Annotated in this window: 27 protein-coding genes and 1 tRNA gene; 11 read left to right on the plus strand and 17 right to left on the minus strand. The window is 64.5% G+C overall.

Going from position 1 to position 26873, the window contains the following annotated elements; genetic code table 11:
- Positions 1–28: 28 nt before the first annotated feature.
- Complete coding sequence (locus tag RSE12_18215) at positions 29–2422, plus strand: ligase-associated DNA damage response DEXH box helicase (GenBank protein WRH62279.1); 2394 nt, start codon at positions 29–31, stop codon at positions 2420–2422.
- A gap of 41 nt (positions 2423–2463) precedes the next feature.
- Complete coding sequence (gene pdeM, locus RSE12_18220; protein ID WRH62280.1) at positions 2464–3105, plus strand: ligase-associated DNA damage response endonuclease PdeM; 642 nt, start codon at positions 2464–2466, stop codon at positions 3103–3105.
- Between the two features lie 99 nt (positions 3106–3204).
- On the opposite strand, the gene folD is transcribed toward pdeM, so the two are convergent.
- The 13 genes from folD to ybgC form a co-directional block, all read right to left on the minus strand.
- Positions 3205–4095 carry a bifunctional methylenetetrahydrofolate dehydrogenase/methenyltetrahydrofolate cyclohydrolase FolD gene (folD, locus tag RSE12_18225; GenBank protein WRH62281.1) on the minus strand — a complete coding sequence of 297 codons (891 nt, stop codon included), beginning with the start codon at positions 4093–4095 and terminating at the stop codon, positions 3205–3207.
- A gap of 51 nt (positions 4096–4146) precedes the next feature.
- On the minus strand, positions 4147–4443 hold the full coding sequence (locus tag RSE12_18230; protein WRH62282.1) for a chorismate mutase: 297 nt from the start codon (positions 4441–4443) through the stop codon (positions 4147–4149).
- Between the two features lie 69 nt (positions 4444–4512).
- Positions 4513–6186 carry a formate--tetrahydrofolate ligase gene (locus tag RSE12_18235; protein WRH62283.1) on the minus strand — a complete coding sequence of 558 codons (1674 nt, stop codon included), beginning with the start codon at positions 6184–6186 and terminating at the stop codon, positions 4513–4515.
- A gap of 183 nt (positions 6187–6369) precedes the next feature.
- On the minus strand, positions 6370–6969 hold the full coding sequence (locus RSE12_18240; GenBank protein WRH64858.1) for a sulfurase: 600 nt from the start codon (positions 6967–6969) through the stop codon (positions 6370–6372).
- Between the two features lie 131 nt (positions 6970–7100).
- Positions 7101–9011 carry an ATP-dependent zinc metalloprotease FtsH gene (ftsH, locus tag RSE12_18245; protein ID WRH62284.1) on the minus strand — a complete coding sequence of 637 codons (1911 nt, stop codon included), beginning with the start codon at positions 9009–9011 and terminating at the stop codon, positions 7101–7103.
- A gap of 80 nt (positions 9012–9091) precedes the next feature.
- A complete protein-coding gene (tilS, locus tag RSE12_18250) occupies positions 9092–10249 on the minus strand; it encodes a tRNA lysidine(34) synthetase TilS (GenBank protein ID WRH62285.1) in 1158 nt (385 codons plus the stop codon).
- Between the two features lie 68 nt (positions 10250–10317).
- Positions 10318–11151 (minus strand): tol-pal system protein YbgF, encoded by an 834-nt coding sequence (gene ybgF, locus RSE12_18255; protein ID WRH62286.1) that lies wholly within the window; start codon positions 11149–11151, stop codon positions 10318–10320.
- A gap of 4 nt (positions 11152–11155) precedes the next feature.
- On the minus strand, positions 11156–11689 hold the full coding sequence (gene pal / locus RSE12_18260; protein ID WRH62287.1) for a peptidoglycan-associated lipoprotein Pal: 534 nt from the start codon (positions 11687–11689) through the stop codon (positions 11156–11158).
- An 88-nt stretch (positions 11690–11777) separates the two neighbouring features.
- Positions 11778–13130 carry a Tol-Pal system beta propeller repeat protein TolB gene (tolB, locus tag RSE12_18265; GenBank protein WRH62288.1) on the minus strand — a complete coding sequence of 451 codons (1353 nt, stop codon included), beginning with the start codon at positions 13128–13130 and terminating at the stop codon, positions 11778–11780.
- Between the two features lie 113 nt (positions 13131–13243).
- The gene (locus RSE12_18270) at positions 13244–14458 is read right to left on the minus strand and encodes a cell envelope biogenesis protein TolA (GenBank protein ID WRH62289.1); all 1215 of its coding nucleotides are present in this window, start codon (positions 14456–14458) and stop codon (positions 13244–13246) included.
- Positions 14459–14472: 14 nt separating this feature from the next.
- Positions 14473–14949, minus strand: coding sequence for a protein TolR (tolR, locus tag RSE12_18275; GenBank protein WRH62290.1), 477 nt, complete (start codon positions 14947–14949; stop codon positions 14473–14475).
- A 3-nt stretch (positions 14950–14952) separates the two neighbouring features.
- Positions 14953–15648 (minus strand): protein TolQ, encoded by a 696-nt coding sequence (tolQ, locus tag RSE12_18280; protein WRH62291.1) that lies wholly within the window; start codon positions 15646–15648, stop codon positions 14953–14955.
- Between the two features lie 145 nt (positions 15649–15793).
- A complete protein-coding gene (gene ybgC / locus RSE12_18285) occupies positions 15794–16198 on the minus strand; it encodes a tol-pal system-associated acyl-CoA thioesterase (GenBank protein ID WRH62292.1) in 405 nt (134 codons plus the stop codon).
- Positions 16199–16526: 328 nt separating this feature from the next.
- Here ybgC and RSE12_18290 point away from each other — a divergent pair, with 328 nt between their 5' ends.
- The 9 genes from RSE12_18290 (at position 16527) to RSE12_18330 (ending at position 22578) form a co-directional block, all read left to right on the plus strand.
- The gene (locus RSE12_18290) at positions 16527–16787 is read left to right on the plus strand and encodes a glycine zipper domain-containing protein (GenBank protein WRH62293.1); all 261 of its coding nucleotides are present in this window, start codon (positions 16527–16529) and stop codon (positions 16785–16787) included.
- A gap of 221 nt (positions 16788–17008) precedes the next feature.
- The gene (locus RSE12_18295) at positions 17009–17878 is read left to right on the plus strand and encodes a carbon-nitrogen hydrolase family protein (protein WRH62294.1); all 870 of its coding nucleotides are present in this window, start codon (positions 17009–17011) and stop codon (positions 17876–17878) included.
- A gap of 177 nt (positions 17879–18055) precedes the next feature.
- Entirely contained in the window at positions 18056–18379 is a 324-nt protein-coding gene (locus tag RSE12_18300) for a hypothetical protein (GenBank protein WRH62295.1), read from the plus strand.
- 65 nt (positions 18380–18444) lie between these two features.
- Complete coding sequence (locus tag RSE12_18305; GenBank protein ID WRH62296.1) at positions 18445–20268, plus strand: M10 family metallopeptidase C-terminal domain-containing protein; 1824 nt, start codon at positions 18445–18447, stop codon at positions 20266–20268.
- A gap of 112 nt (positions 20269–20380) precedes the next feature.
- Positions 20381–20599 carry a translation initiation factor IF-1 gene (infA, locus tag RSE12_18310; GenBank protein WRH62297.1) on the plus strand — a complete coding sequence of 73 codons (219 nt, stop codon included), beginning with the start codon at positions 20381–20383 and terminating at the stop codon, positions 20597–20599.
- Positions 20596–21171, plus strand: coding sequence for a Maf family protein (locus RSE12_18315; protein WRH62298.1), 576 nt, complete (start codon positions 20596–20598; stop codon positions 21169–21171). The genes infA and RSE12_18315 overlap by 4 nt, the downstream gene beginning before the upstream one ends.
- Positions 21168–22214, plus strand: coding sequence for a ribonuclease E/G (locus tag RSE12_18320; GenBank protein ID WRH62299.1), 1047 nt, complete (start codon positions 21168–21170; stop codon positions 22212–22214). Before RSE12_18315 ends, RSE12_18320 begins: the two co-directional genes overlap by 4 nt.
- Positions 22211–22387, plus strand: coding sequence for a DNA gyrase inhibitor YacG (gene yacG / locus RSE12_18325; GenBank protein WRH62300.1), 177 nt, complete (start codon positions 22211–22213; stop codon positions 22385–22387). Before RSE12_18320 ends, yacG begins: the two co-directional genes overlap by 4 nt.
- 115 nt (positions 22388–22502) lie before the next feature.
- Positions 22503–22578: transfer RNA gene (locus RSE12_18330), tRNA-Phe, on the plus strand.
- Between the two features lie 139 nt (positions 22579–22717).
- On the opposite strand, the gene uxuA is transcribed toward RSE12_18330, so the two are convergent.
- Genes uxuA through kduI form a run of 4 tightly spaced genes read right to left on the minus strand, consistent with a single transcriptional unit; the run spans position 22718 to position 26862 of the window.
- Complete coding sequence (gene uxuA / locus RSE12_18335; protein ID WRH62301.1) at positions 22718–23905, minus strand: mannonate dehydratase; 1188 nt, start codon at positions 23903–23905, stop codon at positions 22718–22720.
- Positions 23902–25335, minus strand: a complete 1434-nt coding sequence (locus RSE12_18340) for a mannitol dehydrogenase family protein (protein WRH62302.1) — start codon at positions 25333–25335, stop codon at positions 23902–23904. The genes uxuA and RSE12_18340 overlap by 4 nt, the downstream gene beginning before the upstream one ends.
- Positions 25313–26041: a 2-dehydro-3-deoxy-D-gluconate 5-dehydrogenase KduD gene (kduD, locus tag RSE12_18345; GenBank protein WRH62303.1), complete on the minus strand. Its 729-nt coding sequence runs from the start codon at positions 26039–26041 to the stop codon at positions 25313–25315. Before kduD ends, RSE12_18340 begins: the two co-directional genes overlap by 23 nt.
- Positions 26038–26862, minus strand: a complete 825-nt coding sequence (gene kduI, locus RSE12_18350) for a 5-dehydro-4-deoxy-D-glucuronate isomerase (GenBank protein WRH62304.1) — start codon at positions 26860–26862, stop codon at positions 26038–26040. Before kduI ends, kduD begins: the two co-directional genes overlap by 4 nt.
- Positions 26863–26873: the final 11 nt, after the last annotated feature.

A 26873-nucleotide genomic window follows, 5' to 3' on the forward strand; every position in this document is an offset into this window, starting at 1 on the left:
GCCTCACGCCACGCCCTACCTTGCCCGTATGATCCTTCCCCCACCCCTCACCGACTGGTTCTCCGCCCGTGGCTGGACGCTCCACCCGCACCAGCAGGCGATGCTGGCGCGCAGCGCCAACCCCGCCACGCTCCTCATCGCCCCCACCGGCGGCGGCAAGACGCTGGCCGGTTTCCTGCCCACCCTGGCCGAGCTTGGCACCCACCCGGCCAAGGGCCTGCACACGCTCTATATCTCGCCCCTCAAGGCCCTCACCGCCGACATCCGCCGCAACCTCCGCACGCCCGTCGAAGGCGCAGGCCTGCCCATCCGGATCGAGGATCGGACCGGCGACACCACCTATACCCAGCGCCGCCGCCAGCGCGCCGACCCGCCGCATATCCTGCTGACCACGCCAGAATCCCTCGCCCTCCTTCTCTCCTACGAAGATGCGCCAAGGATTTTCCAATCCCTCCAACGGGTTGTGATCGACGAACTTCACGCGCTGGCCGAATCCAAACGCGGCGACCAACTGATGCTGCTCCTTTCCCGCCTCGAAACCCTTGCCCCCGGCCTGCGCCGCGTCGGCCTCTCCGCCACGGTCGAAGACCCGCCCGCGCTGGCCCGCTATCTCGCCCCAACCCAATGCGACATCCTTCAGGCCGACCCCGGCCCCGACCCCGATATCGCCATGCTGGAAACCGACACCCCCCCGCCCTGGGCGGGCGGCGGTGGCCGCTATGCCATGCAGGCGATCCTCGATCAGGTCCGCCGCCACCGCACCACGCTGATCTTTCACAACACCCGCGCGCAGGCGGAACTCTTCTTCCACGATCTCTGGCTACAGAACGACGACGGGCTTCCCATCGGCATCCATCACGGCTCCCTTGCCCGCGAACAGCGCGAAAGGGTCGAGGCCGCGATGGTCGAAGGGAGGCTCCGCGCCATCGTCTGCACCGGCTCGCTCGACCTCGGCATTGACTGGGGCGATGTCGACCTCGTGATACAGGTCGGCGCGCCGAAGAACGTCAAACGCCTCGTGCAAAGGATCGGCCGTGCCAACCACCGCTACAACGCGCCCTCCAAGGCCCTCATCCTGCCCGCCAACCGGTTCGAAGTGGTGGAATGTCGCGCCGCGCTTGATGCCGTCCGCGATCACACGCTTGACGGCGAACCGCGCGGCCCCGGCCCGCGCGATGTGCTCTGCCAGCACATCCTGCTCACCGCCGCCGCAGGCCCCTTCGACGCCGATATTCTCTTTGCCGAGGTTGCGCGCGCAGGCCCTTACGCCGCCCTCACCCGCCCGGAATTCGACGCCTGCCTCGATTTCTGCGCCACCGGCGGCTATGCCCTGCGCGCCTATGACCGCTGGCAAAGGCTGTTGTTCCGCAACGATAAATGGCAGCTTCGCGATCCCCGCACCGCCGCCGTCATCCGCCAGAACCTTGGCACCATCATCGACACCGAAACCCTTAAGGTCCGGTTAAGAAATCGCCTCGGCGGCACGCCGCTGGGCGAGGTGGAGGAAGGCTTCGCCTCAACCCTCACCCCCGGCGACACCTTCCTCATCGGCGGTCAGGTTGTCCGCTATGAAGGCCTAAAGGAAATGACGGTCGAGGTGACGCGCCAACCCGGCCGCGACCCAAAGGTCGCCACCTTCAACGGCACCAAATTCGCCACGTCCACCCTGCTCACGGAACGGATTCTAACGAAATTCCAACAGGATAGCTGGCCAGATCTGCCCGCCCACACGGCAAGCTGGCTCGCCCTGCAACGCGAGGTATCGCGGCTGCCGCAGCCCGACCGGCTCTTGGTGGAATCCTTCCCACATGACGGGCGGGAACATCTCTGCATCTACGGCTTTGCAGGCCGCAACGCGATGCAGACGTTCGCCCTTCTGGTGACAAAACGCATGGAAGAACAGGGCCTTGCCCCCTTGGGCTTTGTCGCCACCGACTACGCCACCTTGATCTGGGGCCTTGATCCCGTCACCGATGCCGCCCCCCTGTTCGACCTTCGCTCCTTGCGCGACGGTCTGGAAAGCTGGCTCGGCGGCAATGCCGTGATGAAACGCACCTTCCGCGCCAGCGCCATCATCGCAGGCCTCATCGAACGCAGCCATCAGGGCCGCCGCAAATCGGGCCGACAGGCCACCTTCTCCTCCGACATCCTTTATGACACGCTCCGCAAATACGACCCCGACCACCTTCTGTTGCAGGTCACGCGGGAAGAGGCCGAACGCGGCCTCGTCGATTTCTCCCGCATCGAAGACATGCTCGCCCGCGTCGAAGGCCGCATCGACCTGATCCGCCTGCCCCGCGTCACCCCGCTTGCCGCGCCCCTTTTCCTCGAACCGGGCCGCATCCCGGTGCAGGGCGCAGGACGCGAACGCATGGTCGAAGACGCCGCCCGCCGGTTGATGGAGGAAGCAGGCCTCGCCTGACACCCTTGCAACCCCTTGCCGGGCAAGGCAAACCAAGCGCCATGCACCACGCCTTCACCCTGTCTGGCGAAACCCTTCACGCCCTGCCCTCCGGCGCGCTTTACTGGCCTGCGCAATCGCTCCTCTGCGTGTCCGACCTGCATTTCGGCAAATCCGAACGCCTTGCCCGCCGCGGCGGCGCATTGCTGCCGCCCTATGAAACCCGCGCCACGCTGGAAAAACTCGAAACCGATATCGACCGCACCACCCCTGCCCGTGTGGTCTGCCTTGGCGACAGTTTCGATGATCTCGCCGCCGTCGACGGGCTGGAGGAGGAGGCCCGCCTCCGCCTCGCCCGCCTGATGGCCGGGCGTGACTGGACTTGGATCGAAGGCAACCACGATGCAGGCCCGGTTGATATCGGCGGCACCCACCGCGCCACGCTGACCCTTGGCCCCCTCACCTTTCGTCACATCGCCGACCCCGCAGAAATGGCTGAGGTTTCAGGCCATTACCACCCAAAGGCCCGCATCAAAGGCACCTCGCGCCCCTGCTTTCTGCTGGATCCGCGCCGCCTGATCCTGCCCGCCTATGGCACCTATACGGGCGGCCTTGCCACCCATGACACGGCCCTGCAAAGCCTGATGCAAAAGGGCGCACTGGCGATCCTGACAGGCACCAAAGCCCTCCCCATCCCCCTCTAGGAAACGGCTCCCGCCAACGCCCGCAAAAGGAAAAGGGCGCCCCGACCCAACCGGAACGCCCCCATCATCACGACCGCCGCGCGGGGTGAACCCCACACCTCAGGCCGTCAAACCTTCCGGCTCCGGCAATCCATTCGCCCGGCAGCACGCGGTCAGCGTATTGGCCAGCAGGCAGGCAATCGTCATCGGCCCCACCCCACCCGGCACCGGGGTGATCGCCCCTGCCACAGCGGCGGCACTCTCATAGTGAACGTCGCCAACCAGCTTGGCTTTGCCATCCCGCTCGATCCGGTTGATGCCCACGTCAATCACCGTGGCCCCCGGCCGTACCATATCCCCGGTAATCATCTCAGGCCGCCCCACGGCCGCCACCAGAATATCCGCCCGCTTGCACACCTCGGCCAGATCCTTGGTCCGGCTATGCGCAATCGTCACCGTGCAGCTATCGCCCAACAGCAATTGCGCCATCGGCTTGCCCACGATATTGGACCGCCCCACCACAACCGCATTCAGCCCCGCCAGCTTGCCATGGTGATCGCGCAGCATCATTAGGCAGCCCAGCGGCGTGCAGGGCACCATCGACTTCTGCCCTGTCCCCAACAGCCCAACGTTCGAGATATGGAACCCGTCCACATCCTTGGCCGGATCAATCCGGTTAATGACCAGTTCGGAATTCAAATGCCCCGGCAGCGGCAACTGCACCAGAATGCCATGCACTGCCGGATCGGCATTCAGCGTGTCGATCAGCGCCAGCAATTCCGCCTCGCCCGTCTCGGCGCTCAGGCGATGCTCAAAGCTGTTCATCCCAACTTCGATGGTGGAGGCGTGCTTGTTGCGCACATAGACTTGGCTCGCCGGGTCTTCGCCCACCAGAACCACGGCCAACCCCGGCGTGATCCCCTGCTCTTCCTTTATCCGCGCCACATGCGCCGCCACCTGCCCGCGCACCGTCGCCGCAAAGGCCTTGCCGTCGATCACCTTGGCCGTCATGTCCCTGATCCTTCTTCGTTTTTCCCAGACCGCGGCACAGGCAACCCGATATCAGCCTTTGCGCAGGTGGTCTTCCTCGCGCTCGATCGACCAGTCGATCAGCTTGCGCCACAGCTTTTCCAGCTTGTCCGGCGGCAACCCATGGGCCACCGCATGACGCCGCACGTTTTCCACGACCTGCTCCACGCGATCCTCGATCCGCGCGGGCAGCCCGACCTGTTCCTTGATCGCCGCCGCCCGGTCGATATAGGCCGTCCGCTGCGCGAACAGCCCCACCAGTTCCGCATCCAGCCTGTCGATCTCGGCCCGGATATCGGCCATCGTGGTACAGTCTTCTGGCCTCTTCATGCCTCGCCCCCTCTCAGGATGGCTCTCATGTAATAGAGCCATCCCGGAAGGACAACGCGACAGATCGGGTCAGAACAGCCCCTCGACATGGCCCTGATCGTTCAACCGGATCACCTCGGCGCTCGGCACCTTGGGCAGGCCCGGCATCGTCATGATCTCACCGCAGATCGCCACGATGAACCCGGCCCCCGCCGACAGCCGCACTTCGCGCACCGGAATGGTGAACCCGGTCGGCGCACCGCGCACGGTGGGATCGGTGGTGAACGAATACTGCGTCTTGGCGATGCAAATCGGCAGATGGCCATAGCCCGCCGCTTCCCAGCCTTTCAGCTGATCGCGGATCGACTTGTCGGCCTCCACGCCATCGGCGCGGTAGATGCCCTTGGCGATGGCTTCGATCTTGGCAAACAGGCCCAGATCATCGGGGTAAAGCGGCGCAAAGTTCGACGGCCCTTCTGCCAGCGACACGACCTTCTTCGCCAGATCCTCGATCCCAGCCGACCCTTGGGCCCAATGCTTGCACAGGATCGCCTCGGCGCCTTGCTCGGCGACATAGGCCTTCACGGCCTCGATCTCGGCATCAGTGTCGCTGAAGAAGTGGTTGATCGCCACCACCACCGGCACGCCAAAACCTTTCACGTTGGCGATATGGCGGCCAAGGTTCGGGCAGCCTTTCTTGACCGCCTCCACATTCTCGGCCCCCAGATCGGCCTTGGCCACGCCGCCGTTCATCTTCATCGCACGCACTGTTGCCACGATCACGGCGGCGGCAGGCTTCAGCCCGGCCTTGCGGCACTTGATGTCAAAGAACTTCTCGGCACCCAGATCGGCCCCGAACCCGGCTTCGGTGACGACATATTCACCCAGCTTCAGCGCGGTCTTGGTCGCGATGACCGAGTTGCAGCCATGCGCGATGTTGGCGAACGGCCCGCCATGCACGAAGGCCGGGTTGTTCTCCAGCGTCTGCACAAGGTTCGGCTGCATCGCATCTTTCAGCAGCACCGTCATCGCGCCGTCGGCCTTGATGTCGCGGCAATAGATCGGCTTCTTCTCGCGGGTATAGGCAACCACGATATCGCCCAGCCGCTTTTGCAGATCGTCCAGATCATTGGACAGGCACAGGATCGCCATGACCTCGGACGCCACGGTGATGTCAAACCCGGTCTGGCGCGGGAAGCCGTTGGAAACCCCACCCAGCGACACCACCATGTCGCGCAGTGCGCGGTCGTTCATGTCCATCACCCGGCGCCAGACGATGCGGCGCTCGTCGATGTCCAGGCTGTTGCCCCAATAGATGTGGTTGTCGATCATCGCAGACAGCAGGTTGTGGGCAGACGTGATCGCGTGGAAATCACCGGTGAAGTGAAGGTTCATCTCCTCCATCGGCACGACCTGCGCGTAACCGCCGCCCGCAGCACCACCCTTCATCCCGAAGTTCGGGCCAAGGCTTGCCTCGCGGATACAAATCACCGCCTTCTTGCCGATGCGGTTCAGGCCGTCGCCCAGACCCACTGTCGTGGTCGTCTTGCCCTCACCCGCAGGCGTCGGGTTGATCGCGGTGACGAGGATCAGCTTGCCATCGGGCTTGCCTGCCAGCGATTTGATGAACTCCTGGCTCACCTTCGCCTTGTCATGGCCATAGGGCAGAAGATGATCGGACGGGATGCCCAGCTTTGCGCCGATCTCCATGATCGGCTTCTTCTTGGCTTCGCGTGCAATCTCGATGTCGGTTTTAACGGCCATGTCCCAAGCTCCCTTTGCGGGGTTCTTCCCCCGTTTCCGACGTGATAGCGGGGGAAACGTGCATTGAGAGGGGCTTTTCCGACATGTTCGCCCCCAGATTCGCCACCGGGCGTTTCCGATCGGAAACCCGCCCCATCGCACCGGGGAATTATCCGCAGTGAAACAAATTTTCCCTACAGGGAATCAGTCCCGCAGCGCCGCGTCCAGATGCGCCCAGACCGGTTGATCGGGGATGTGAAGGCGGAGGGTTTCGCCAAGGCGGAACTCTCCCTCACGCTCCACCCATGCCGTGATGCCGCGCCGCCCATTGGCGGCGGATTTGAACTTTGCCCCGAAACCGGGATGGCGCGCCTCGATGGGTTTGGCGGGCAACTGGCAGGACCGGTTCTCGATATCCACCACCAGCGTCGCGCCGCCCTCGCCCTGCAAGCGGCTGGATGGCGGGATGCGGGTGAAATCGGGGATGCCCTCCACCACCATCGTTGCCCCCAGCAGCGCCGGGTCCAGCGCCGCCAGCCCCATCCGCGCGGCGGTATCCGCCAATTCCTCGGCCGACAGCACGGTGAACTGCCGCGTATTACGGATCTCCGTCCCCTTGGGATATTGCGCCACCACGCGGCTGCAACTTGGCCGCGTCAGCCCGCCGTGATCTTCGCCCTCCGGCCCGGAAAACAACACGCGCAAACTGTCCACCGCCTCGGCCGCCAGCGCCGCCTTACGGTCCGGCACCCGGCCAAGCCAGGTGATGCGGGCGTAGAACTCTGTCGGTTTCAGAACAGGCATGTCACCCCCGGCGCAAGGTTGTTCGAACAGGCTACCATCTACCCGCGCCTGCTCGCCCGAGGCAAGGCAGCCAGACAAAAGCCCCGGAACCATCACGGGTTCCGGGGCTTTTTCCGCAGTCCAGACCTGGCTTACAGAACCGGTTCAGGCTCCGGCCCGGCCTTGGGGGCCTTGGGCTTGGTCTTTGGGATGGCCGCAATCGACGTGGCACCACCGCCCGAGGCAGGCTTGTCCGCGTCATCATCCTTGCCCAGTGTCTCACCCGCAATCACCTTGCGGATTTCGTCACCGGTCAGCGTTTCATACTCCAGCAGGCCCTTTGCCAACCGCTCGAAATCATCGGCTTTCTCCAGCAGAACCCGCCGCGCGGTTTCATAGCCTTCGTCGATAAGCCGCTTCACTTCGGATTCGATCAGCGTCTTGGTATCGGCGGAAACCGAAAAGCCCGCCGTGTTGCCCTGATAGCCTTCATGCGCCTCGGCATAGTCGATGTTGCCAACCTTGTCCGACATGCCCCAGCGCATCACCATGGCCCGCGCCAAGGAAGATGCCTGCTGGATATCGCCCGCCGGACCAGAGGAGACACCCTCTTCGCCATATTTAATGATCTCGGCCGCTTTGCCCGCCATGGTCATGGCGATCTTCTGCTTGCCTTCATCCTTGTGCATGTTCAGCCGGTCCATCTCGGGCAGGCTGACAACCATCCCCAAGGCACCGCCGCGCGGGATGATCGTGGCCTTATAGACCGGGTCGCATTTCGGCATGTTCATGCCCACGATGGCATGGCCAGCCTCGTGATAGGCGGTCTTTTCCTTCTGATCGGCGGTCAAGACCATGCTGCGGCGTTCGGCGCCCATCATGACCTTGTCCTTGGCCTGCTCGAAATCTTCCATCGTCACGAACCGGCGGCCCACGCGGGCGGCCATCAACGCCGCCTCGTTCACCAGATTCATCAGGTCTGCGCCCGAGAAACCCGGCGTGCCGCGTGCGATGGTGCGCAGATCAACATCCGGCCCCAGCGGCACCTTGCGGGCGTGCACGTTCAGGATCTTTTCGCGCCCCTTGATATCGGGGTTCGGCACATGGATCGTGCGGTCAAAACGGCCGGGACGAAGCAGCGCCGGGTCCAGCACATCCTTGCGGTTGGTGGCCGCGACGATGATCACGCCTTCATTCGCCTCGAACCCGTCCATCTCGACCAGCAACTGGTTCAAGGTCTGTTCGCGTTCGTCATTGCCGCCGCCGATGCCCACACCACGGGCACGGCCCACGGCGTCGATCTCGTCGATGAAGACGATGCAAGGCGCGTTCTTCTTGGCCTGTTCGAACATGTCGCGCACACGGCTTGCGCCCACGCCCACGAACATTTCCACGAAATCGGAACCCGAGATCGTAAAGAACGGCACTCCAGCCTCGCCCGCGATGGCACGCGCCAGCAGCGTCTTACCGGTACCGGGCGGGCCAACAAGCAGCGCGCCTTTCGGGATCTTGCCGCCAAGACGGCTGAACTTCTGCGGGTTGCGCAGGAATTCCACGATCTCTTCCAGCTCTTCCTTGGCCTCGTCGATACCGGCCACGTCGTCAAACGTCACCCGGCCATGCTTTTCGGTCAGCAGCTTCGCCCGCGATTTGCCAAAGCCCATCGCGCCGCCACGGCCGCCGCCCTGCATCCGGTTCATGAAGAAGATCCAGACACCGATCAGCACAAGGAACGGCAACCAGATGCCGATCACGGACATGAAACCCGATTGCTCCTGCGCCTCGGCCTTCACTTCCACGCCCTTGTCGATCAGGCGATCCGTCAGCACTTCGCCATCCGGCTTGATCGTCACATATTGCGACCCGTCCCGCGCGCGCACCAGAACCCGTTCGCCATCCAGCGTCACGCTCTGCACTTCGCCGCTGTCGACGCGGGTGATGAATTCCGAATAGGACAATGTCCGCGACGAGCTGGTCGTCTGGTTCCCGCTGAACAGGTTGAACAAGGCCAGGATCAACAGAAACAGGACAACCCAGAATGCGATATTTCGTGCATTACCCACGAAGTCTCTCCTCATACCGCCGCAAGACCAGAAACGGCCAGCGACCCTTATCCTTTAAGATAGAGATAAACCCCAAGGGTTCAATGCGATAAAGGTGCCGCACCCAGGGGGCCTTTGGGCGGATGGCACTGCGCCGCCCAGCCGGCCCCAAATCCGGCCAGCGGGGCCGCCACCAGCACCTCCCCATGCCACACGGCCGGGCTGGCCAGAAGCGTCGCCCGTGGATGCGCCGCCGCCCGCCAGTCCGGACAGGAAGCAAGGCCTGCCTCGCCCAGCGCGCGCAGGGTCAAGCCGTTGGTTTCCGGGCCGGAAACCCGCCACCGGCCATCCCACAGCGCATCCGCCGGACATTCCAGCGCGGCCACCGCCCGCAGTTCCCGCGTCACCCGCATCCGCCCGCGCGCATGGCTTGTCTTGCAGCCCGCCAGCGTGGCCGGGCGCCCCTCCAGCGCGGCTGCGACAAAGCGCTCCATCTCGGCCCCGCGCGGCCCGTATTCCGCCGATGCGATCCAGATCAGCGTGGCCAGCAGCAACCGGCGGCGAATTTCCGCAGGCTGCGCTGCAAGACCGCCTACATCCACGATCACATCGCCCGCATCCACCCGCAGGATGCGCGCCGCCGCATCCGCTGTCGCCGCTTCCAGCGCGGCGCGGACATCGGCCATCTTGGCCGCCAGCGCCGCAATCTCGGCCCCGCCCGCGCCCACCTCGGCCATCGCGGCCAGCGCCCGGCGGGCGCGCACACGGTCGAACCGCTCATCCTCATTCGACGGGTCATCCGCCCAAGGCAGGCCCCGGCCCAAGAGCCACGCCCGCAGGTCGGCCCGGCTGGCCGCCAGCAAGGGGCGCAGGAACACCACCCCCGCCACCTCGCGCCGCGCCGCCATGGCGGCCAGCCCGTCGACCCCCGCATCACGGGCAAGCCGCATCAGGAACGTCTCGGCAATGTCATCTTCGGTATGGCCCAGCGCCACAGTCCGCAGCCCGCGCCGCTGCGCCCAATCGGCCAGCAGCGCCGTACGGCCCCGTCGTGCGGCATCCTGAAGGTTGCCCGCGCCGTCCCAATGCCAGTGCAAAATCTCATGCGGCACACCCAGCCCGGCACAGACCCCGGCCACCGCTGCCGCCTCTGCCGCCGCCTCAGGGCGCAAGCCGTGATCCACAGTCGCCACGGCCACATCGCAGCCCGCCTCGACCGCCAGATACAGCATCGCCAGCGAATCCCCGCCACCCGACACAGCCAGCCCCAGCGCCTCTTTCCCGGCCGGGCCAAGGCCCCGGCGGAAGATATCGGCAACGTCCCGGGTCAGAGACAGCCCAGCCCCTGCATGGCCAGCGTGGCATTGGATGCCTCGGCCGATCCGGGGAAACGCGTCCCCACTTCCTGCAAGGTGACACAGGCTTCGGGCGTCTGGCCCAGCGCGCCCAACGCCTGCCCCAGCTTCAGCAGCGCAGGCGCTGCCTGCGGCCCAGAAGGCTGGCCCGAAAACGCCTCAAGATAACTGCGCGCGGCCCCGGAGGTGTCGCCAAGCTGGCTCAGCGACTCGCCCCGCAGGAAATGCGCTTCCTGCGTCAGGGGGCCACCCGGGTAGGATTGGGCAAAGGTCGCAAAGAGGTCTGCAGCGGCGCGAAAGTCACCTTGACCGAGCACCTCCTTGGCCCGGTCAAAATCCGCCTGTTCGCCGATGGCCAGTTCCGGCGCAGCGGTCCCTCCGGCGGCAGGGTCGGGGGTCGCCGGGGCCACGGGGGCCGTCGCCCCGGCCACGCCACCACCCAGCGGTGCCGTATCGCCAAGGGCTGCGATATCGCAGCCCTCTTCCAGTTCGCACAGCCGGAACTCAAGGTCACCGATGCGGTTCGTCCCATCGGTGACCACGCGGTTCAGCTTCAGCTCCACCTCTTCCGTCTTGGATGTCAGCCGTGTCAGCGCGGCCTCGATGGCGTCCATGCGCTGCAACGCATCGCCCCCTGCCGCCCCGGTCGCTGCCGCGCCCGAGGTGACAAGTTCGGACTTCAGGCTGTTGAACTCAGCCTGAAGCTGCGAAATCTGCGCACGAATATCGGCCAGCGTCTGCGCATCCTGCGCAAAACCAGCCACAGGCAGAAAGGCCATCACCAGGAACAGGCGGATCATCCGCATCGGATCAGGCCCCCGCGCCCATCGACAGCACCGTCACGGCGCGGCGGTTCTTGGAATAGCAGGCCTCATCCGAACACACCTCGATCGGGCGCTCCTTGCCGTAGGACACAGTCCGCATCCGGTTCGGGCCCACACCTTGCGAAATCAGGAAATCCTGCACCGCATTGGCGCGGCGCGCGCCCAGCGCAAGGTTGTATTCCCGCGTGCCCTGCTCATCGGCATGGCCTTCGATGATGATAGCATAATCCGGGTTGGAGTTCAGCCACTGCGCCTGCCCCTGCAACACCATCCGCCCTTCGGGCGACAGGGTCGATTGGTCGACCGCGAACAGCACGCGGTCACCGACAGCCTGGTTGAAATAGGCGATGGAGCGCGGATCGCTCGGATCGCCCAGCCCGGACGTGCCAATGCCGCCCGCGCCGATACCGCCCGCGCCACCGGCACCGCCAGCACCACCCGCACCAAAGCGGTCAGGGTTGTTACAGGCCGCCAGACCAAGCACGGCGACAACAAGAAGGGCCTTGGGAAGAAGCGTCATGAATAGGGTTCCTTTTTGGGTTCTTGGCTCGATTGCGCACAAGGATAACAGCTTTGCACCGCCCTGTGAATCGGCGGCGCGACATCTCTCATGGAAGAAGCGGCGACCATGCCGGATCAGAGGCAGGGCCATCGGTCGGAATCTGCCGCAGATTGCGGCCCGAAATATCCACGCTGAACAGCGCCGATTGCCCGCTCGCCCCCGCGCTTTCGCGCATGAACATGATCACGCGGCCATTCGGGGCCCAGGTCGGACCCTCATCCAGGAACGAGGCGGTCAGCAACCGCTCTTCCCCGCCATCCGTCCGCATCACGCCGATATGGAACCGGCCCGCGTTCTGTTTGGTAAAGGCGATGTAATCGCCCTGCGGCGACCAGACCGGCGTGCCGTAACGGCCCGGCCCGTTGGAAATGCGCTGCCCCTCACCGCCACTTGCCGGCATGATATACAGCTGCTGGTTCCCCGACCGGTCGCTTTCAAACACGATCTGGCTGCCATCGGGCGAAAAGCTCGGCGCTGTTTCGATCGAGGGCGCATTGGTCAACTGCCGGATCTGCCCGCTGCCGATATCCAGCGCGTAGATGTCGGAATTCCCGCCGCGTTCCAGGCTGAACACCACCGTCCGCCCATCCGGCGCAAAGCGCGGGGCGAAGGTCATGTTGCCTTCGGCCTGCGCCAAAGCCTGCACCTGCATAGACCCGATATCCATCAGGTAGATGCGCGGAAACCCGGATTCATAGCTGGTGAACAGGATCTGGTTCCCCGTCGGCGAAAAGCGCGGGGCCAGCACGATGGACGACCCATCCGTCAGATAGGCCACATTCGCGCCGTCGTAATCCATGACCGCCAACCGCTTCACGCGCTGGTTCTTCGGCCCGCTCTCGGACACATAGACAACCCGGCTGTCGAAATAGGGGCCTTCGCCCGTGATCCGGCTATAGACGGCATCCGCCACCTTATGCGCCATCCGCCGCCATGTGCCGGGGGTGCCCGCAAATTGCAGCCCCTCGCCCATCTGCTGGCCGCTGAACACATCGAACAGCCGGAACTTGACGACAATCTGATCGCCCGACGCGCTGACTGCCCCCACGATCAGCGCCTGCGCATTGATCGCTTGCCAGTCGCCAAAGGAGACAGGCGCATCAAAGCTGGACACCTGCGCGATATGCGCCTCGGCCGGAATTTCCCGGAACAGCCCGGTCCCGGCCAGATCCGCCGCCACCACCCGCGTGATATCGGCGGCATATTGGCCGCCTGCGCCGTTCTCGGCCACAAAGGCGGGCACTGCAAAAGGCAAGGGTTCGATCACCCCGTCGGTGATCGTGATCCGCAAAGGCCCCCGCTCCTGCGCAACGGCAGGGGCAAAGACGCCGGACAACAGGGCAATCGTTAGGGCAAGCACGGGGGCAAGCACGGGGGAGAGGGTTCTGATCAAGGTCATCGTTTCCTCATTCTCCTCGGGTCATTCAATTTCACCATGCCGCGAACGGCGCTTTTTCGGGGACACGATGGCGCGAGCAGCGCCGCCATGTCGGCAATATGTCGGGAAAGCGGTCATCTCATCCGCATCCCGTTCGGATCAAATACCAGTTCCATGTTCTGCCACTGGTCATATTTCTCAGGCGGCAGCGGGAACCCGCGCGCGCCGCAGCGGATGATCGCGCGCCGCGCAGCCTCGAACGCCTGCTGCGTGGCTGTATCGGATTCGCCGTTCGATGCGATCATGGCAATCGACCCGGCATCCGGCACGCCATCCTGGCCCACCGATACCGCAACCGTGACCGTGGTCCGCAGCGCCTCCATCGACAGCGCCCCGACGTTCCAGCAGGCCTGCACCGCCACCCGCAAGGCATCCATCTCACCGGCCGTCATGGGCGGACCGGCGGGCAGGTCGCTTGCGGCAGCGGCTGCTGCTTCGGCGGCGGCCTCCTCGGCGGCGGCTTCCTCTGCCAAAGCCTCGGCCAGCGCGGCTGCAACGGCATCTTCGGTGGCCGTGTCCGGCGCGGGTTCTTCGGGGGTTTCCTCGGGCGTCTCGGCGGTTGCTGCCGCGTCCTCGACCGGTTCCTCGCTGGGCTGCACCCGCTCGGGCCGCGACCGGGGCCGCAGGGAGGCGGTCATTTCAAGCTGCGGCGCGTCTTCCTCGGTTTCCACCGCTTCGGTCACGATCTGTGTCGTGGCTTCCTCGGGCGCGGCAGCCTCTTGCTGTTCCTCGACGATGACCGCCTCCTCAGACGGCACGTCGCTGACCTCTTCGATCACCTGCTCGGCCACTTCGGGCGCGTCCACGCTTTCTACCGGCGTCGCCGCCACCCGGTCCAGCGGGCGCGGGCGCGGGCGCGCATCCGACAGCGGCACCGGAATCGGCTGTTCCACATCCGCAATCGGGGCTACCGGATCGGGCGTCTCGATCAGCTGCGGCACCGCCTCGGTGGGCAGATCCTCCGGCAGCGGTTCCTCGGGCGGGGCCACCGGCGGCGGGTCCTCGGCAGGCGGTGGCGGCTCTTGCGGCTGCACCGGTTCGGGCGGCTGGATCGCCGGTTCTTCGGGTGCAGGTTCCTCAGGCGCAGGCTCGGGTGCGGGTTCCGCAGCGGGTTCCGCTGCCGGAGGTGCCGCCGCCATCATCGCATCGAACTCGGCGCTCGACATCAGCGACACTTCGGCCACCTCAATCTCAGGCAGCGTCGGCGCACGGAACAGCCAATCCCCCAGGATAACCCAGAGGATCACGCCGCCATGCGCGATGCCCGAAATGATCTGACCCTTTTCCATGCCCTGCCCGGCCGTCAGCCGCCGTTACCATCAAGCGTCGGGCCACCCGCGTCGGTGACCAGACCGATATTGTTGAACCCACCCGCACTCAGCGCGCCCATCACTTCGGCCACGCGGGCATAGGGAATGGACCCATCAGCCCGCAGGAATATCTTGTCCGATGTCCGCTCTGCCGAAATCGCCGTCAGCCGGGTGATAAGCTCCTCCGGTGCGGTCTCGGTATTCTGGATCATCAGACGGCCATCTGCGGTCATTGTGATCGCAAGCGGTTCCTCCTGCTCAGACGGCAGAGCATTCGCAGCCGTCTCGGGCAGTTCGATGGGCACCCCCACCGTCAGCATCGGCGCCGCCACCATGAAGATGATCAGCAGAACCAGCATCACGTCGATAAAGGGCGTGACGTTGATATCCGCCATCGGCGCACCGCCGCGCCGTCTCCGGCCCCGACGTCCGCCCCCGCCCCCGCCGCCTTTTGCAACCCCGGCCCCCATGGCTCAGGCGTCCAGCTGGCGCGACAGGATGGTGGAAAACTCGTCGGCAAAGGATTCATACCCGTTCAGGATACGCTCACTGTCGCTGTTGAGCTTGTTATAGGCCACCACCGCCGGAATAGCCGCCACAAGGCCGATGGCCGTGGCCAGCAGCGCCTCGGCAATACCGGGCGCCACGACGGCAAGGTTGGTGTTCTGGCTGATGGCGATCTGTTCAAAGCTGTACTTGATCCCCCAGACCGTCCCGAACAGACCGATGAAGGGCGCGGTCGATCCGGTGGTGGCCAGAAAGCCAAGCCCCTTGTTCAACGCCTCATTCTCGCGCGCGATGGCCACATCCATGGCCCGGTCGATGCGCGCCTGCGCGCCGGCAATCAGCTTGCCATCCTGCCGGTGGCTGCGCCGCCATTCCGTCATGCCGGCCACAAAGATGCGCTCGCTCGCGCCCTGCGGCTGCGGCCCGATCGTTTCATAAAGCTCATCCAGCGGCTCGCCCGACCAGAAGGCGCGGTCGAATTCCTCGGCCTCGGTCCGCGCGCGGCGAAACAAAAGAATACGCTGCACGATGATGGACCAGGACCAGAAACTCATCAGCAGCAGGGTCAAAAGCACCAGCTTGTTGGTGAGTGTCGCTTTCATGAAAAGCGCGAGCACAGAGAAATCAATCTCCTGCGCCGCCGCAAGGGTTTCCGTTTCCATTACGCCTGCTCTTGTTGCCGGGCCATCCTTGTCGCAGCCCATTAGCGGTGATTCTACCCGCATTCAAACCGGATTGCCAACACATCTGCGCGACAGGGCGGCCTTTGGCGGCAACCTGCCGCTGCGGCGCGGCATAAGCGGCGATTCAATGCCGCGGCGGCGACAGTTTTGCCCGCACCACAGGCGGAATGCGTACCGCCCCGCCCGCCTCGGACATGCAGACCAGCACCACCCGCGCTGCAAACAGCCGCTCGCCTGCGCGCAACACCTCTTGCTCCAGCTCGATCCGCGCGCCGCCCAGTTCCAGCAGACGCGTCTTGACCGTCAGCAGATCGTCGAACCGCGCAGGCTTCAGATAATCCGCCTCCACCCGCCGCACGGCAAAGACGATGCCCTCATCCCGCTTCAACGCCCCCTGATCCACACCCAGCCCGCGCACCCATTCCGTCCGCGCCCGTTCGATGAACCGCAGGTAATTCGCGTAATAGACGATCCCGGCAAGGTCGGTGTCCTCATAGTAAACGCGCAGGTCGAAATCTTTGCTGTCCATTACATGTCCCACTTCCACTTCCACCTCATCTGCACCAATGGCAGGCCTCTGCCCGGTTGCACCGCAGACGCCCCCAGGACAGCCGCGCGCAACCGACAGTGCACCTTATTCGGCCTGCATGGCCAATATCCATGGGGCACCGATAGGCAAGCTTTGGCGCAACACGCCCCGCCTGCGTTGCCACCCGCAATTCCGGGGGCGTATACCTGACCCGTGGCGATCCGGAGCCTGTCACAAACCCTGTCGCATCACTATTCCGGGCCCGCCATGGAACCGATGGGCGACTGGGGCGTTTTGTCCGATGAAGAACATCACTGGAGAGATTTCCATGAAACACACCATCCTGTTTGCGATCCTGGCGCTGGGCACAGCGGCCTGCGTTCCTGCGGACCAGGCGACTTTGGGCGGCGCGGCAACAGGCGCCTTGCTGGGCGCTGCGGTGTCAGATTCCGATGACCGCGTCGAAGGCGCAATCATCGGCGCTGCCGTCGGCGGCGTTGCTGGCAACCTGATCGGTCGCGCCAACACGCCGAACGACTGTGTCTATCAGGATGCCAACGGCCGCCGCTACGTGGCGCGCTGCCCGTAAGACGGACGCCGCAAAAGACTGCAGGCGCTTACCGTCACCAAGACGGCAGGGGCCGGGACCGGGGCGTAATGCCCCCGCCCCGGCCCTTTTGCTTTGCGCAGGCACCCGAGAAGCGCATCTCAGGCCGGACAAGCGTCCCATCCCGGCGAAACGGGTTTTCCCGCCTGCCGAAGGCTGCCACAAAGGCCGCTGATCCGCTTGCCGCCAGAAGGGCCCGCCCGATGAAAATAGCCGCCGCCGCCTATCCGCTCGACTTCCACGCAGACTTTGCCGGCTATGAGGCAAAGCTGACGCGCTGGGTGGCGGATGCCGCAGCTCTGGGGGCCGATCTTCTTGTGTTCCCGGAATACGGGGCCATGGAACTGGCCTCACTGGGTGGGGCCGAGGTCGCCGCCGATCTGGAGCGCGCGCTGGTCGAGGTCGCCCGGTGGCGCGACGCGGTGGATGCGCTGCATCTGCGGCTGGCGGCGGAACATGGGGTGCATATCCTCGGCGCCTCAGGCCCCGTCTTCCCGTCCAACGGCGCGCGCCCGGTGAACCGCGCAACGCTTTATGCGCCGGGTGGGGTTGCCGGCCATCAAGACAAGCAGATCATGACCCGGTTCGAGCGTGAGACATGGTTCGTAGAACCCGGCCATGGGCTGCCGGTGTTCGACACCGCCCTTGGCCGCATCGGCATTCTGATCTGTTACGACAGCGAATTTCCCCTGCTGGCGCGGCGTCTGGCCGAAGCCGGGGCCGAGGTGATCCTCGTGCCCTCCTGCACCGATACGCTGGCAGGCTTTACCCGCGTGCGGGTGGGTGCCATGGCTCGCGCACTGGAAAACCAGTGCATCACCGTCCATTCCCCCACTGTAGGATTGGCCGCCTGGTGCCCGGCGGTGGATGAAAACGTGGGCGCAGCCGCCATCTACGGCCCGCCCGACCGGAGCTTCCCGCCCACCGGCATCTTCACCGAAACCGCGCTGAACACCCCCGGCTGGGCCGTGGCAGAGGTTGACCTCGCCGCCGTGCATGAAGTGCGCCGCAACGGCGGTGTGCTGAACCACCTGCATTGGGACGAACAGAAGGATCGCCTCGCCCGGGCTTGACCGCGCCATTTGCGCGCAATTGTCAACCCATGATTGATTTTTATGCGCGTCCTGTTAGCCTGCCCCGAATGATGCCCGTCCCCTCGCAAGGTGGCCGGGTCTAATCGTTGTAAGGGTGCAGATGTGACAGACCGGCGGATCTTTTCCCCAAACCCCGGCGGCAAACTTGGCCGCAAAATGGGCGCAGCCGCCATGGTCAGCCTCTGCGCCAGCATGGCCGGGGCATCCGGCCTCAACTGTGAACATGCCGAAGGGGCAGAGCCTGCCGCCGCCGCGACGCTGTGTCAGGCGCTGGCCGACGCGCTGCACGATCGTGCCCTGCCCTTGGATGGCCTGACGCTGGAGGTGACGGCCGCAGAGGCCGGGCTCGTGGCCGCACGCCTGCGCTGGCAGGGTGAAGCGGGCCCGCTGGTGCAGGTCATCGCCATGGATGGCCCGTTGCTGCCCGATTGGCCCGCCCGTCTGGCGGCCGATCTCTTGCAGGCAACGCCGCCCCCCTGACAGGCAAGCGCCGTTTCAGTTCTCTCTAAGCCGTTCAGTTTGTTGATGAGTGACCCATGTGTACAATGTGCTTTGCAGCCGTGATCGAAACAGGCTGTGGTTTTTCGAACCCGACAATCACCGTATTGGCCACGGTCCTAGAAACCGGCGATGCCCCGAATACCGTGCCGGCCGTACCGACAACGACCATGTCGGTCGGCGATGAGTTTCTGGGCAGCCTGACCCCGGGCGACAGGGATCTTGTCGCGGTGACGCTGGTAGCCGGGCAGGTCTATCAGATCGATCTTTCCGGTAGCGGGGCCTCTCCGGTTGCAGATACTTTCCTGCGCGTGCTGGATGCGTCCGGCAATGTGGTGGCCCTCAACGACGATGCCGTGGGTCTAAACTCGCGGGTGACCTTTTCGCCATCCGTCAGCGGAACCTTTTTCCTGTCCGCCGGAAGCTACAACGACGGCTTTGCCGGCACATACCGCATGGCGATCACAGAGATTGCGGCACCCCCCCTGCCCCCAAACGGGACGCTGGATCAATTGGCGAATTTCCTGACCGATGGCTACTGGGAGTGGCGCGGTTCAGGCCGTCAGAGCTTTGATACCTCTGCCTCCAACGTGATTACCTATAACATCACGGGCCTTACGGCAGAAGGCCGTCAACTGGCGCTTTGGGCCATGGAAGCCTGGGCAATGGTGGCCAATCTGCAGTTTCAGGCCGCGTCATCGGGTCAGGCGGACCTCACCTTCGACGATGCCCGTCCAGGCGCCTTTGCCAGCAATTCTGTAACCGGTACCACCATCACCAGCGCCCAGATCAATGTCAGTACCGACTGGCTGGCGCGCTACGGCACAAGCTATGACAGCTACAGCTATCAGACCTATGTGCATGAAATCGGTCATGCCCTCGGCTTGGGCCACCAGGGGGCCTATAACGGCGCGGCGATCTACCGCTTTGACACGGATTTCCGCAATGACAGCTGGTCCATGTCGATCATGTCCTATTTCAATCAGGATCAGAACACGAACGACCCGGGCAGCTATGCAGCACTGATGACAGCGATGCCCGCGGATATCGTCGCGATCCAAAACCTCTATGGCGCAGCACGCGGCGGGGCAACGGCGGGCAACACCGTCTGGGGCGAAGGCACCACGCTGACCAACGCGCTGGGCCAGTTCTTCAACGACATCTTCGAAGGCGTTCGCGGCATGTCCGATCTGGCCTTTACCATCTGGGATGAAGGCGGGATCGACACGATCCGGATGCGCGGTGACACGACAAATCAGAACGTCACGCTGGTGGCCACCGGTCGGTCTGATGTCATGGGCGGCATCGGCAACATGACCATCGCCCGCGGCGTGGTGATCGAGAATTTCGAAGCCGGCTCCGGCAATGACCGGGTGGTCGGCAACACCGCCGCAAACATCCTGTCCGGCAACAACGGCAATGACCGGTTGTTCGGTGCGGCGGGCAATGACACGCTGACCGGCGGATTTGGGCGCGACCAGCTTTTTGGCGGCGACAACAACGACCGCCTGCTCGGCGATGGCGGTGCGGACGTCCTCAGTGGCGGGGCCGGGAATGACGTGCTGTTCGGCGGCACCGCCAATGACACGCTCGATGGCGGGCTGGGCAATGACCGGCTCACCGGCGGGAACGGCGCCGACAGCTTCATCTACGTCGCCGGGCGCGACACAGTCGCCGCCTTCGAAGACAACATCGACACCCTGCGCATCGAGGCCGATCTTCTGGGGGCCGGGGCAGGATGGGCAGACCTGCGCAGGCTGGGGCGCGAGCGTGCGGATCATGTACTGTTCGACTTCGGCGATGGGGACTTGCTGATCGTCATGGGCGTGAACCGCCTCGACCTCTTGCAGGATGACTTCCTTCTTGTCTGATCGGGCCATGCGCGTTGCATTTGCCCCTTGAAAATCCGCCCCGACAGGCGCATTACCCATGCCCGAAGCCCGCGAGCCATGCTTGCGGGCCGTAAACCTATTTGGAGTGAACATGGCCAAGGAAGATATCCTCGAATTCCCGGGTGTCGTGAAGGAACTCCTGCCGAACGCGACATTCAGGGTCGAGCTGGATAACGGCCATGAACTGATCGCCGTGATGGCAGGAAAAATGCGCAAGAACCGGATCCGCGTTCTGGCGGGCGACAAGGTTCAGGTGGAAATGACGCCTTACGACCTGTCGAAAGGCCGCATCAACTATCGCTTCAAGTGAAGCTGATCCTCGGATCGGGCAGCCCGCGCCGGAAGGAACTTCTGGCGCAGATCGGCGTCGTGCCCGATGCCATCCTTCCCCCCGACATCAACGAAGACCCGGCACGGGGCGAATTGCCCCGCCCCTATGCGGCACGGCTGGCGCGCGAAAAGGCGGCGGCGGTGACGGCGGGGCCAGAGGACATCGTCCTCTGCGCCGATACCACCGTGGCCTTGGGCCGCCGCATCCTCGGCAAGCCTGCCGATGCAGGCGAAGCAGCGGCCTTCCTGCTGGCACTCGGTGGGCGGCGGCATGAGGTTATCACCGCTGTGGCCGTGCGCCGGGGCGACCGGTACTGGACTCGCGAAAGCGTAAGCGCGGTCAAGATGAAGCGGCTCTCGGATGCAGAGCTGAACGCCTATCTGGCGGGCGGCGAATGGGAAGGCAAGGCCGGCGGCTATGCCATCCAGGGCGCGGCGGGGGCCTTCATCCCGTGGATTTCAGGCAGTTTCACCGGCATTGTCGGCCTGCCACTGGCGGAGACGGCGGCGCTTCTGGCGGCTGCGGGTTATCCGGTATGGAGGCAGGGATGAAAGGGCGTGTGGTCTGTCTGGATCAGGTGGATGGCCGCGACGCGGCCGCGCTGATCGTCGACGGGCAGTTGGAAGACCTGCTGATCGACCCGCCCGAGGACGTGGTCCTGCCCGGCGCGATCTACCGTGCTGTGGCCGACCGCCCGATGAAGGGCCAGGGCGGCATGTTCGTCAAACTGCCTGAAGGCACCGGCTTCCTGCGGCAGGTCTCCGGTCTCGCACCCGGGCAACGGATCATCGTGCAGGTCTCCGGGCCGACCGAACCCGGCAAGGCCGTGCCGGTCACCACGCGGCTCCTGTTCAAATCCCGCTGGGCCATCATCACGCCGGGGGCGCCGGGCATCAACATCTCGCGCCGCATCCGCGACGAAGACACCCGCGCCGGGTTGCAACAACTCGCCGAAGACGCGATGGCAGGCGCGGCAGCGGATCACGGGCTTATCCTGCGCTCTGCTGCCGAAGGCGAGGATGAGGCGGCGGTGGCCGAAGACATCCTCGCGATGAAGGACATGGCCGCTGCCGTGGTGGCCGATCTGTCGGGCGGGCCGGAACTGCTGGTGGACGGCCCGGGCGCGCATGAGGCGGCCTGGCGCGACTGGGCCGAACCTGCGCCGGATGAGGTGGTCGAAGGCGGGTTTGATGATCACGGCGTCTGGGAAATGATCACCGCGCTGCAATCGCCGCGCATCGATCTGCCGGGTGGCGGACATATGATGGTGGAACCCACCCGCGCGCTGGTCGCGGTGGATGTGAATACGGGGGCGGACACATCGCCCGCCGCCGCGCTCAAGGCCAATGTGGCCGCCACGCGCGACCTGCCGCGCCAGTTGCGCCTGCGCGGGCTTGGCGGGCAGGTGGTCGTCGATTTCGCGCCAGTCCCGAAAAAGGACCGCGGCACGCTGGATCAGGTGATGAAAGCCGCCTTCCGCGCCGAAGGGGCCGAGACGCATCTCGCTGGCTGGACAGCACTCGGCCTCTACGAGATGACGCGCAAGCGCGACCGCCTCCCGCTTGCGGAATTGCTACACGGCGTGGTGCCATGACCTGCCCGATCTGCAACAAGGAAACCGATGCGAAATACCGCCCCTTCTGCTCGCGCCGCTGTGCAGATGTGGACCTTGGCCGCTGGCTGACCGGCAGCTACGCCATCCCGGCCGAGCCGATGGAAGACGGTGACCTGCCCGACTCCGACACCCCGCCCGAACGCCCGAACTAAGGCCCCCACCCCGGCACGGCAAGGCTGCGAATTTTCTGCCGATACCCACTGGACAGCCCCGCCCGCCTGACGTATCACCCCGCCACCCGAAGGGCAGCGCCCCTTCGACAACGGTGCCCGGATAGCTCAGTTGGTAGAGCAGCGGATTGAAAATCCGCGTGTCGCTGGTTCGATTCCGGCTCCGGGCACCACTTCATCTCACAGCCTGATCCGATGGGGCACAGCCCGCGCCTAAGTGCAATCGTGGGACGTTCAGCGCATGGTTCTTCGCGCCATGGCGGTGCGGCCCGGCTTAGGACCCGCTATCGGTCAACACAGCGCTTGAGGGTGCTATCTGCCCGCTTGGTTTGGCCGGGCGAGTGCCGTGGCCACGCCGCGCAATTCGGCAAGGCCCCGCATACGGCCGATAAGGGAATAGCCGGGATGGGTGCCGCGGCCGATATCCGTCAGAAGTTCGTGCCCATGGTCAGGACGATAGGGAAAAACCGCGTCCTCGCGTCCCTCTGCGATGCGGCGGCGTTCTTCGGTCAGCAATGCGTCAATCAGGGCAACCATGTCCGTGTCGCCCTCAAGATGCGCCGCCTCTTCAAAGCTGCCATCGGGATCTTTGCGGACGTTCCGCAGATGGGCAAAGTGGATGCGATCGGCAAACTGCCGGGCGATGGCAGGCACGTCATTGGCCGGGTTCGCGCCTAAAGACCCGGCGCAGAGCGTAAGCCCATTTGCGCGAGCCGGCACCGCGTTCAGCGCAAAGGCAATACCCTCAACATCGGACACGATGCGCGGCAAACCCAAAAGATCACGCGGCGGGTCGTCCGGATGGACGCAAAGCCGCATGCCAAGCTCTTCGGCCGTCGGGATCACCTCTTCAAGGAAGCGGCGATAGTTCGCGCGCAGGTCACTGCGACTGATGCCGTCATAGCCCTGCAAGGCCGACTTCAATCCTGCAATGTCATAGCGGTCATAGGCGCCCGGCAAACCGGACATGATGGAGTGAAGAAGAATCTCCCGATCCGCTTCAGAGGAGCGCTGGAACCAGACCGCGCCATCCTTGCGGACCTGTTCCGAGTAATCGTCTTCAGCCGCATGACGCCCCAGCATGTGGATTTCAAACGCCGCCATCTTCGGGGCAGAAAAGCGCAGACAGGTTCCGCCGCGCGCGACAGGCGCGGCAAGGTCGGTGCGGGTCCAGTCGATCAGCGGCATGAAGTTATAGCAGATCGTCCGGATGCCATTCGCCGCAAGGTTTGCCATGCTTTGTCGATAGTTGGCGAACAGCTGGCTCAGGTCGCCTTCACCGTGCTTGATGCGTTCATGTAGCGGCAGACTTTCGACAACGACCCATTCAAAGCCCGCCGCTTCGATCTCAGCCTTGCGCGTGGCGATCAGGTCGGTGGGCCAGACCTCGCCATAAGGGATCTCGTGCAGGGCTGTGACGATGCCGCTGGCCCCGGTCTGGGCAATCTCGGGCAGGGTGATCTTGTCGTATGGCCCAAACCAGCGCCAGCTTTCGATCATAACAGGGCCTCCACGGCGCAGCCTGCGCCCTTTTGCTGCAAGAGGATGTAGGCGGACGTCAGGCCCGGCTCTATCGCGCGGGCAAGATCGGGCGGGAAGATTTCGTGAAAGGCCAGCAATGCCGCGACCTTGCCTTCCGGCGTCTCTTGGCTGTCCGAAGCGGCGCGAAGCCGGGTGGCAAAGGGGTCGCGCACGTCGATTGGCTGGCCCTTCTCGTCGACGCCACCGACATAACGCATCCACGCCGCGACAGCGAGAAGAAGGCCGGGGCTATCCCGGCCAGCCGCCAGGTTGTCGGCCAGGGTCGAAAGAAGGCGCTGCGGCAGTTTCTGGCTGCCATCCATCGCGATCTGCCAGGTCCGGTGGCGGATGCCGGGGTTTTGGTACCGCCCGAACAAACGTTCGGCATAGGCAGTCAGGTCAGCCCCCGGTGGCGGGGTAAGGGCCGGAATAATCTCGTTCCGCCAAAGGCTGCGGGCAAAGCGGGCAAAGACCGGATCGGCCATCGTCTCGGCGATTGTCTCGTGACCGGCAAGATAGCCAAGATACGCCAGCGACGAATGCGTGCCGTTCAGCATCCGCAGCTTCATGTGTTCATAGGGGCTTACGTCAGGCACAAGCTCAACGCCGACAGCGGCAAGATCCGGGCGTTGGTTGTCGACAAAATCATCCTCGATCACCCACTGCCGAAAGGGTTCATGCTGCACTGGGGCGGCGTCAGCCTTTCCGGTCAGGCGTGCGACAGTGGCGATGGTGTCCGGCGTGGTAGCAGGAACGATGCGATCGACCATGGTCGAAGGAAACCGACATTCGGTTTCGATCCACTCTGCCAATGAAGGGTCAATGTTTCGGGCAAAGTCCAGCGCAAGGCCGCGCAAGAGCGCACCGTTCGACGGCAGATTGTCACAGGTCAGCACCGAGAAAGGCCGAATGCCAAGTTCGCGGCGAAGGTCAAGCGCGCGCACAAGAAATCCGATGGCGGACCGTGGCAAAGCATGGGTCAGATCGTAGGCGATATCGGGGTGATCGAGGTTAAGCCTGCCGGTGGCAGGCTCGTGGCAATAGCCCTTTTCGGTGACCGTCAGCGAAACGATCCTGACCGCCGGATCCGCCATTGCGTCAAGGACAGCGATGGGATCTTCGGGCGCAACCAAGACGCCCGTGACACTGGTGACAGTCTGCACCGTCTGGCCTTCGGGACCAAGCTCAAGCGCGTGGTAAAGGCCATCCTGAGGCTCCAAGGCGTCGCGGATATCCGGGCGCTTCAGCGAAACGCCAAGGATGCCCCAGTCCCCGCCCGATCTGGCCATCGCGTCCTGAACGTAAACCGCCCCATGCGCGCGAAAAAAGGCACCCAAGCCAAGGTGGACGATCCCGGTTCTTGGGGCGGGACGAGTCCGAAACAGGTCAGCGGGCAAGCCAGCCTCCATCCACGTTCAGAATCGCGCCATGGATATAGGCGGCAGCAGGAGAGGCAAGGAAGACGGCCGTTCCTGCGATATCATCCGGGCGGCCCCAGCGCCCGGCCGGGATACGGGCAAGGATCGCTTCGCTTCGGTCGGGGTCGTTGCGAAGCGCCTCGGTGTTGTTCGTCTCGATATAGCCCGGTGCGATGGCGTTGACGTTGATGCCAAGCACCGCCCATTCGTTGGCAAGAAGCTTGGTCAACCCCGCGACACCGTGCTTCGCGGCCGTATAGGACGGCACGCGGATGCCGCCCTGAAATGACAGAAGCGACGCGATGTTGACGATCGCGCCCGGCGACTTGCGGGCCGCAAGGGCGCGGGCAAAGGCCTGGGCCGTGAAGAAGACGGATTTGAGGTTGACGTCCATCACCGCGTCCCAGTCTTCCTCACTGAACTCAAGGCTGTCGGCGCGGCGAATGGTGCCAGCGTTGTTGATCAGGATGTCATAGTCATGGCCCGCGAAAGTATCACGGGCGGCCAACGGGTCGGCGAAATCAAGATGGATCGCCTGCGCGCCGGGTATCAACGCCAGCGTCTCGTCGCAGTCTCGGCGGGCGGCGACGGTCACCCTTGCGCCCGCCTGTGCCAAAGCAACCGCGATGGCTTGGCCAATGCCGGTATTGGCCCCGGTCACAAGCGCGTGTCGACCTGCAAGCGAGAACGGGTTCACCGAAGGTCCCCCATCCCGACCATCTCCACGTCCTTGTAATCGACGTTGTCTCCGGCCATCGCCCAGACAAAGGTATAGCTGCCGGTGCCAGCGCCGCAGTGGATCGACCACGGCGGTGACAGCACGGCTTGTTCATTGGCGACGACAAGGTGGCGTGTCTCTGAAGGTTCGCCCATCATGTGGAAAACACGGGCGTCGGGGGCGAGGTCAAAATAGAAATAGGCCTCCATCCTGCGGTCGTGCAGGTGGGCGGGCATGGTGTTCCAGACAGAACCGCCGTGGAACTTGGTATAGCCCAGAACCAGCTGGCAGCTTTCCATCACTTCGGGGTGGATGAACTGATAGATCGTCCGGTGGTTCGCCGTCTCTGCCGCGCCAGTGGTGAAGCTTTTCGCATCGCCAAGACGGATCAGCCGGGCGGGAAGTCTGGCATGGGCGGGGGCAGAGGTAAGGTAGAACCTCCCCTGCCCCGCAAAGACAACAGGTCCAAGCCCCCGGCCAAGATACAGAACGTCCCCCTTTTCCATCGCATAGGTCTCGCCTGCAGCGGTCACTGTGCCGGAACCACCCACGTTCACGACGCCCATCTCTCTGCGGTCAAGGATCGAGGCGGTGCCGCATTCCTTGACGTGGTCCAGCGTCAGGCTACCGCCCGCCGGAACCGCACCGCCGGTCATCATGCGGTCATAGTGGCTATAGATCAGACGGATTTCGCCATCGGCAAAAAGACCCTGCCCAAGGAAGGCGCCACGCAGGGCCGTTGTGTCCATGCCTTTGGCTTCAGTCGGGGAAATGGCGGGGCGGGTCTCGATGCTCAGCATGACAGGGCCTT

It is taken from the genome of Fuscovulum sp. (assembly GCA_035192965.1).
Lineage (GTDB): Bacteria > Pseudomonadota > Alphaproteobacteria > Rhodobacterales > Rhodobacteraceae > Paragemmobacter.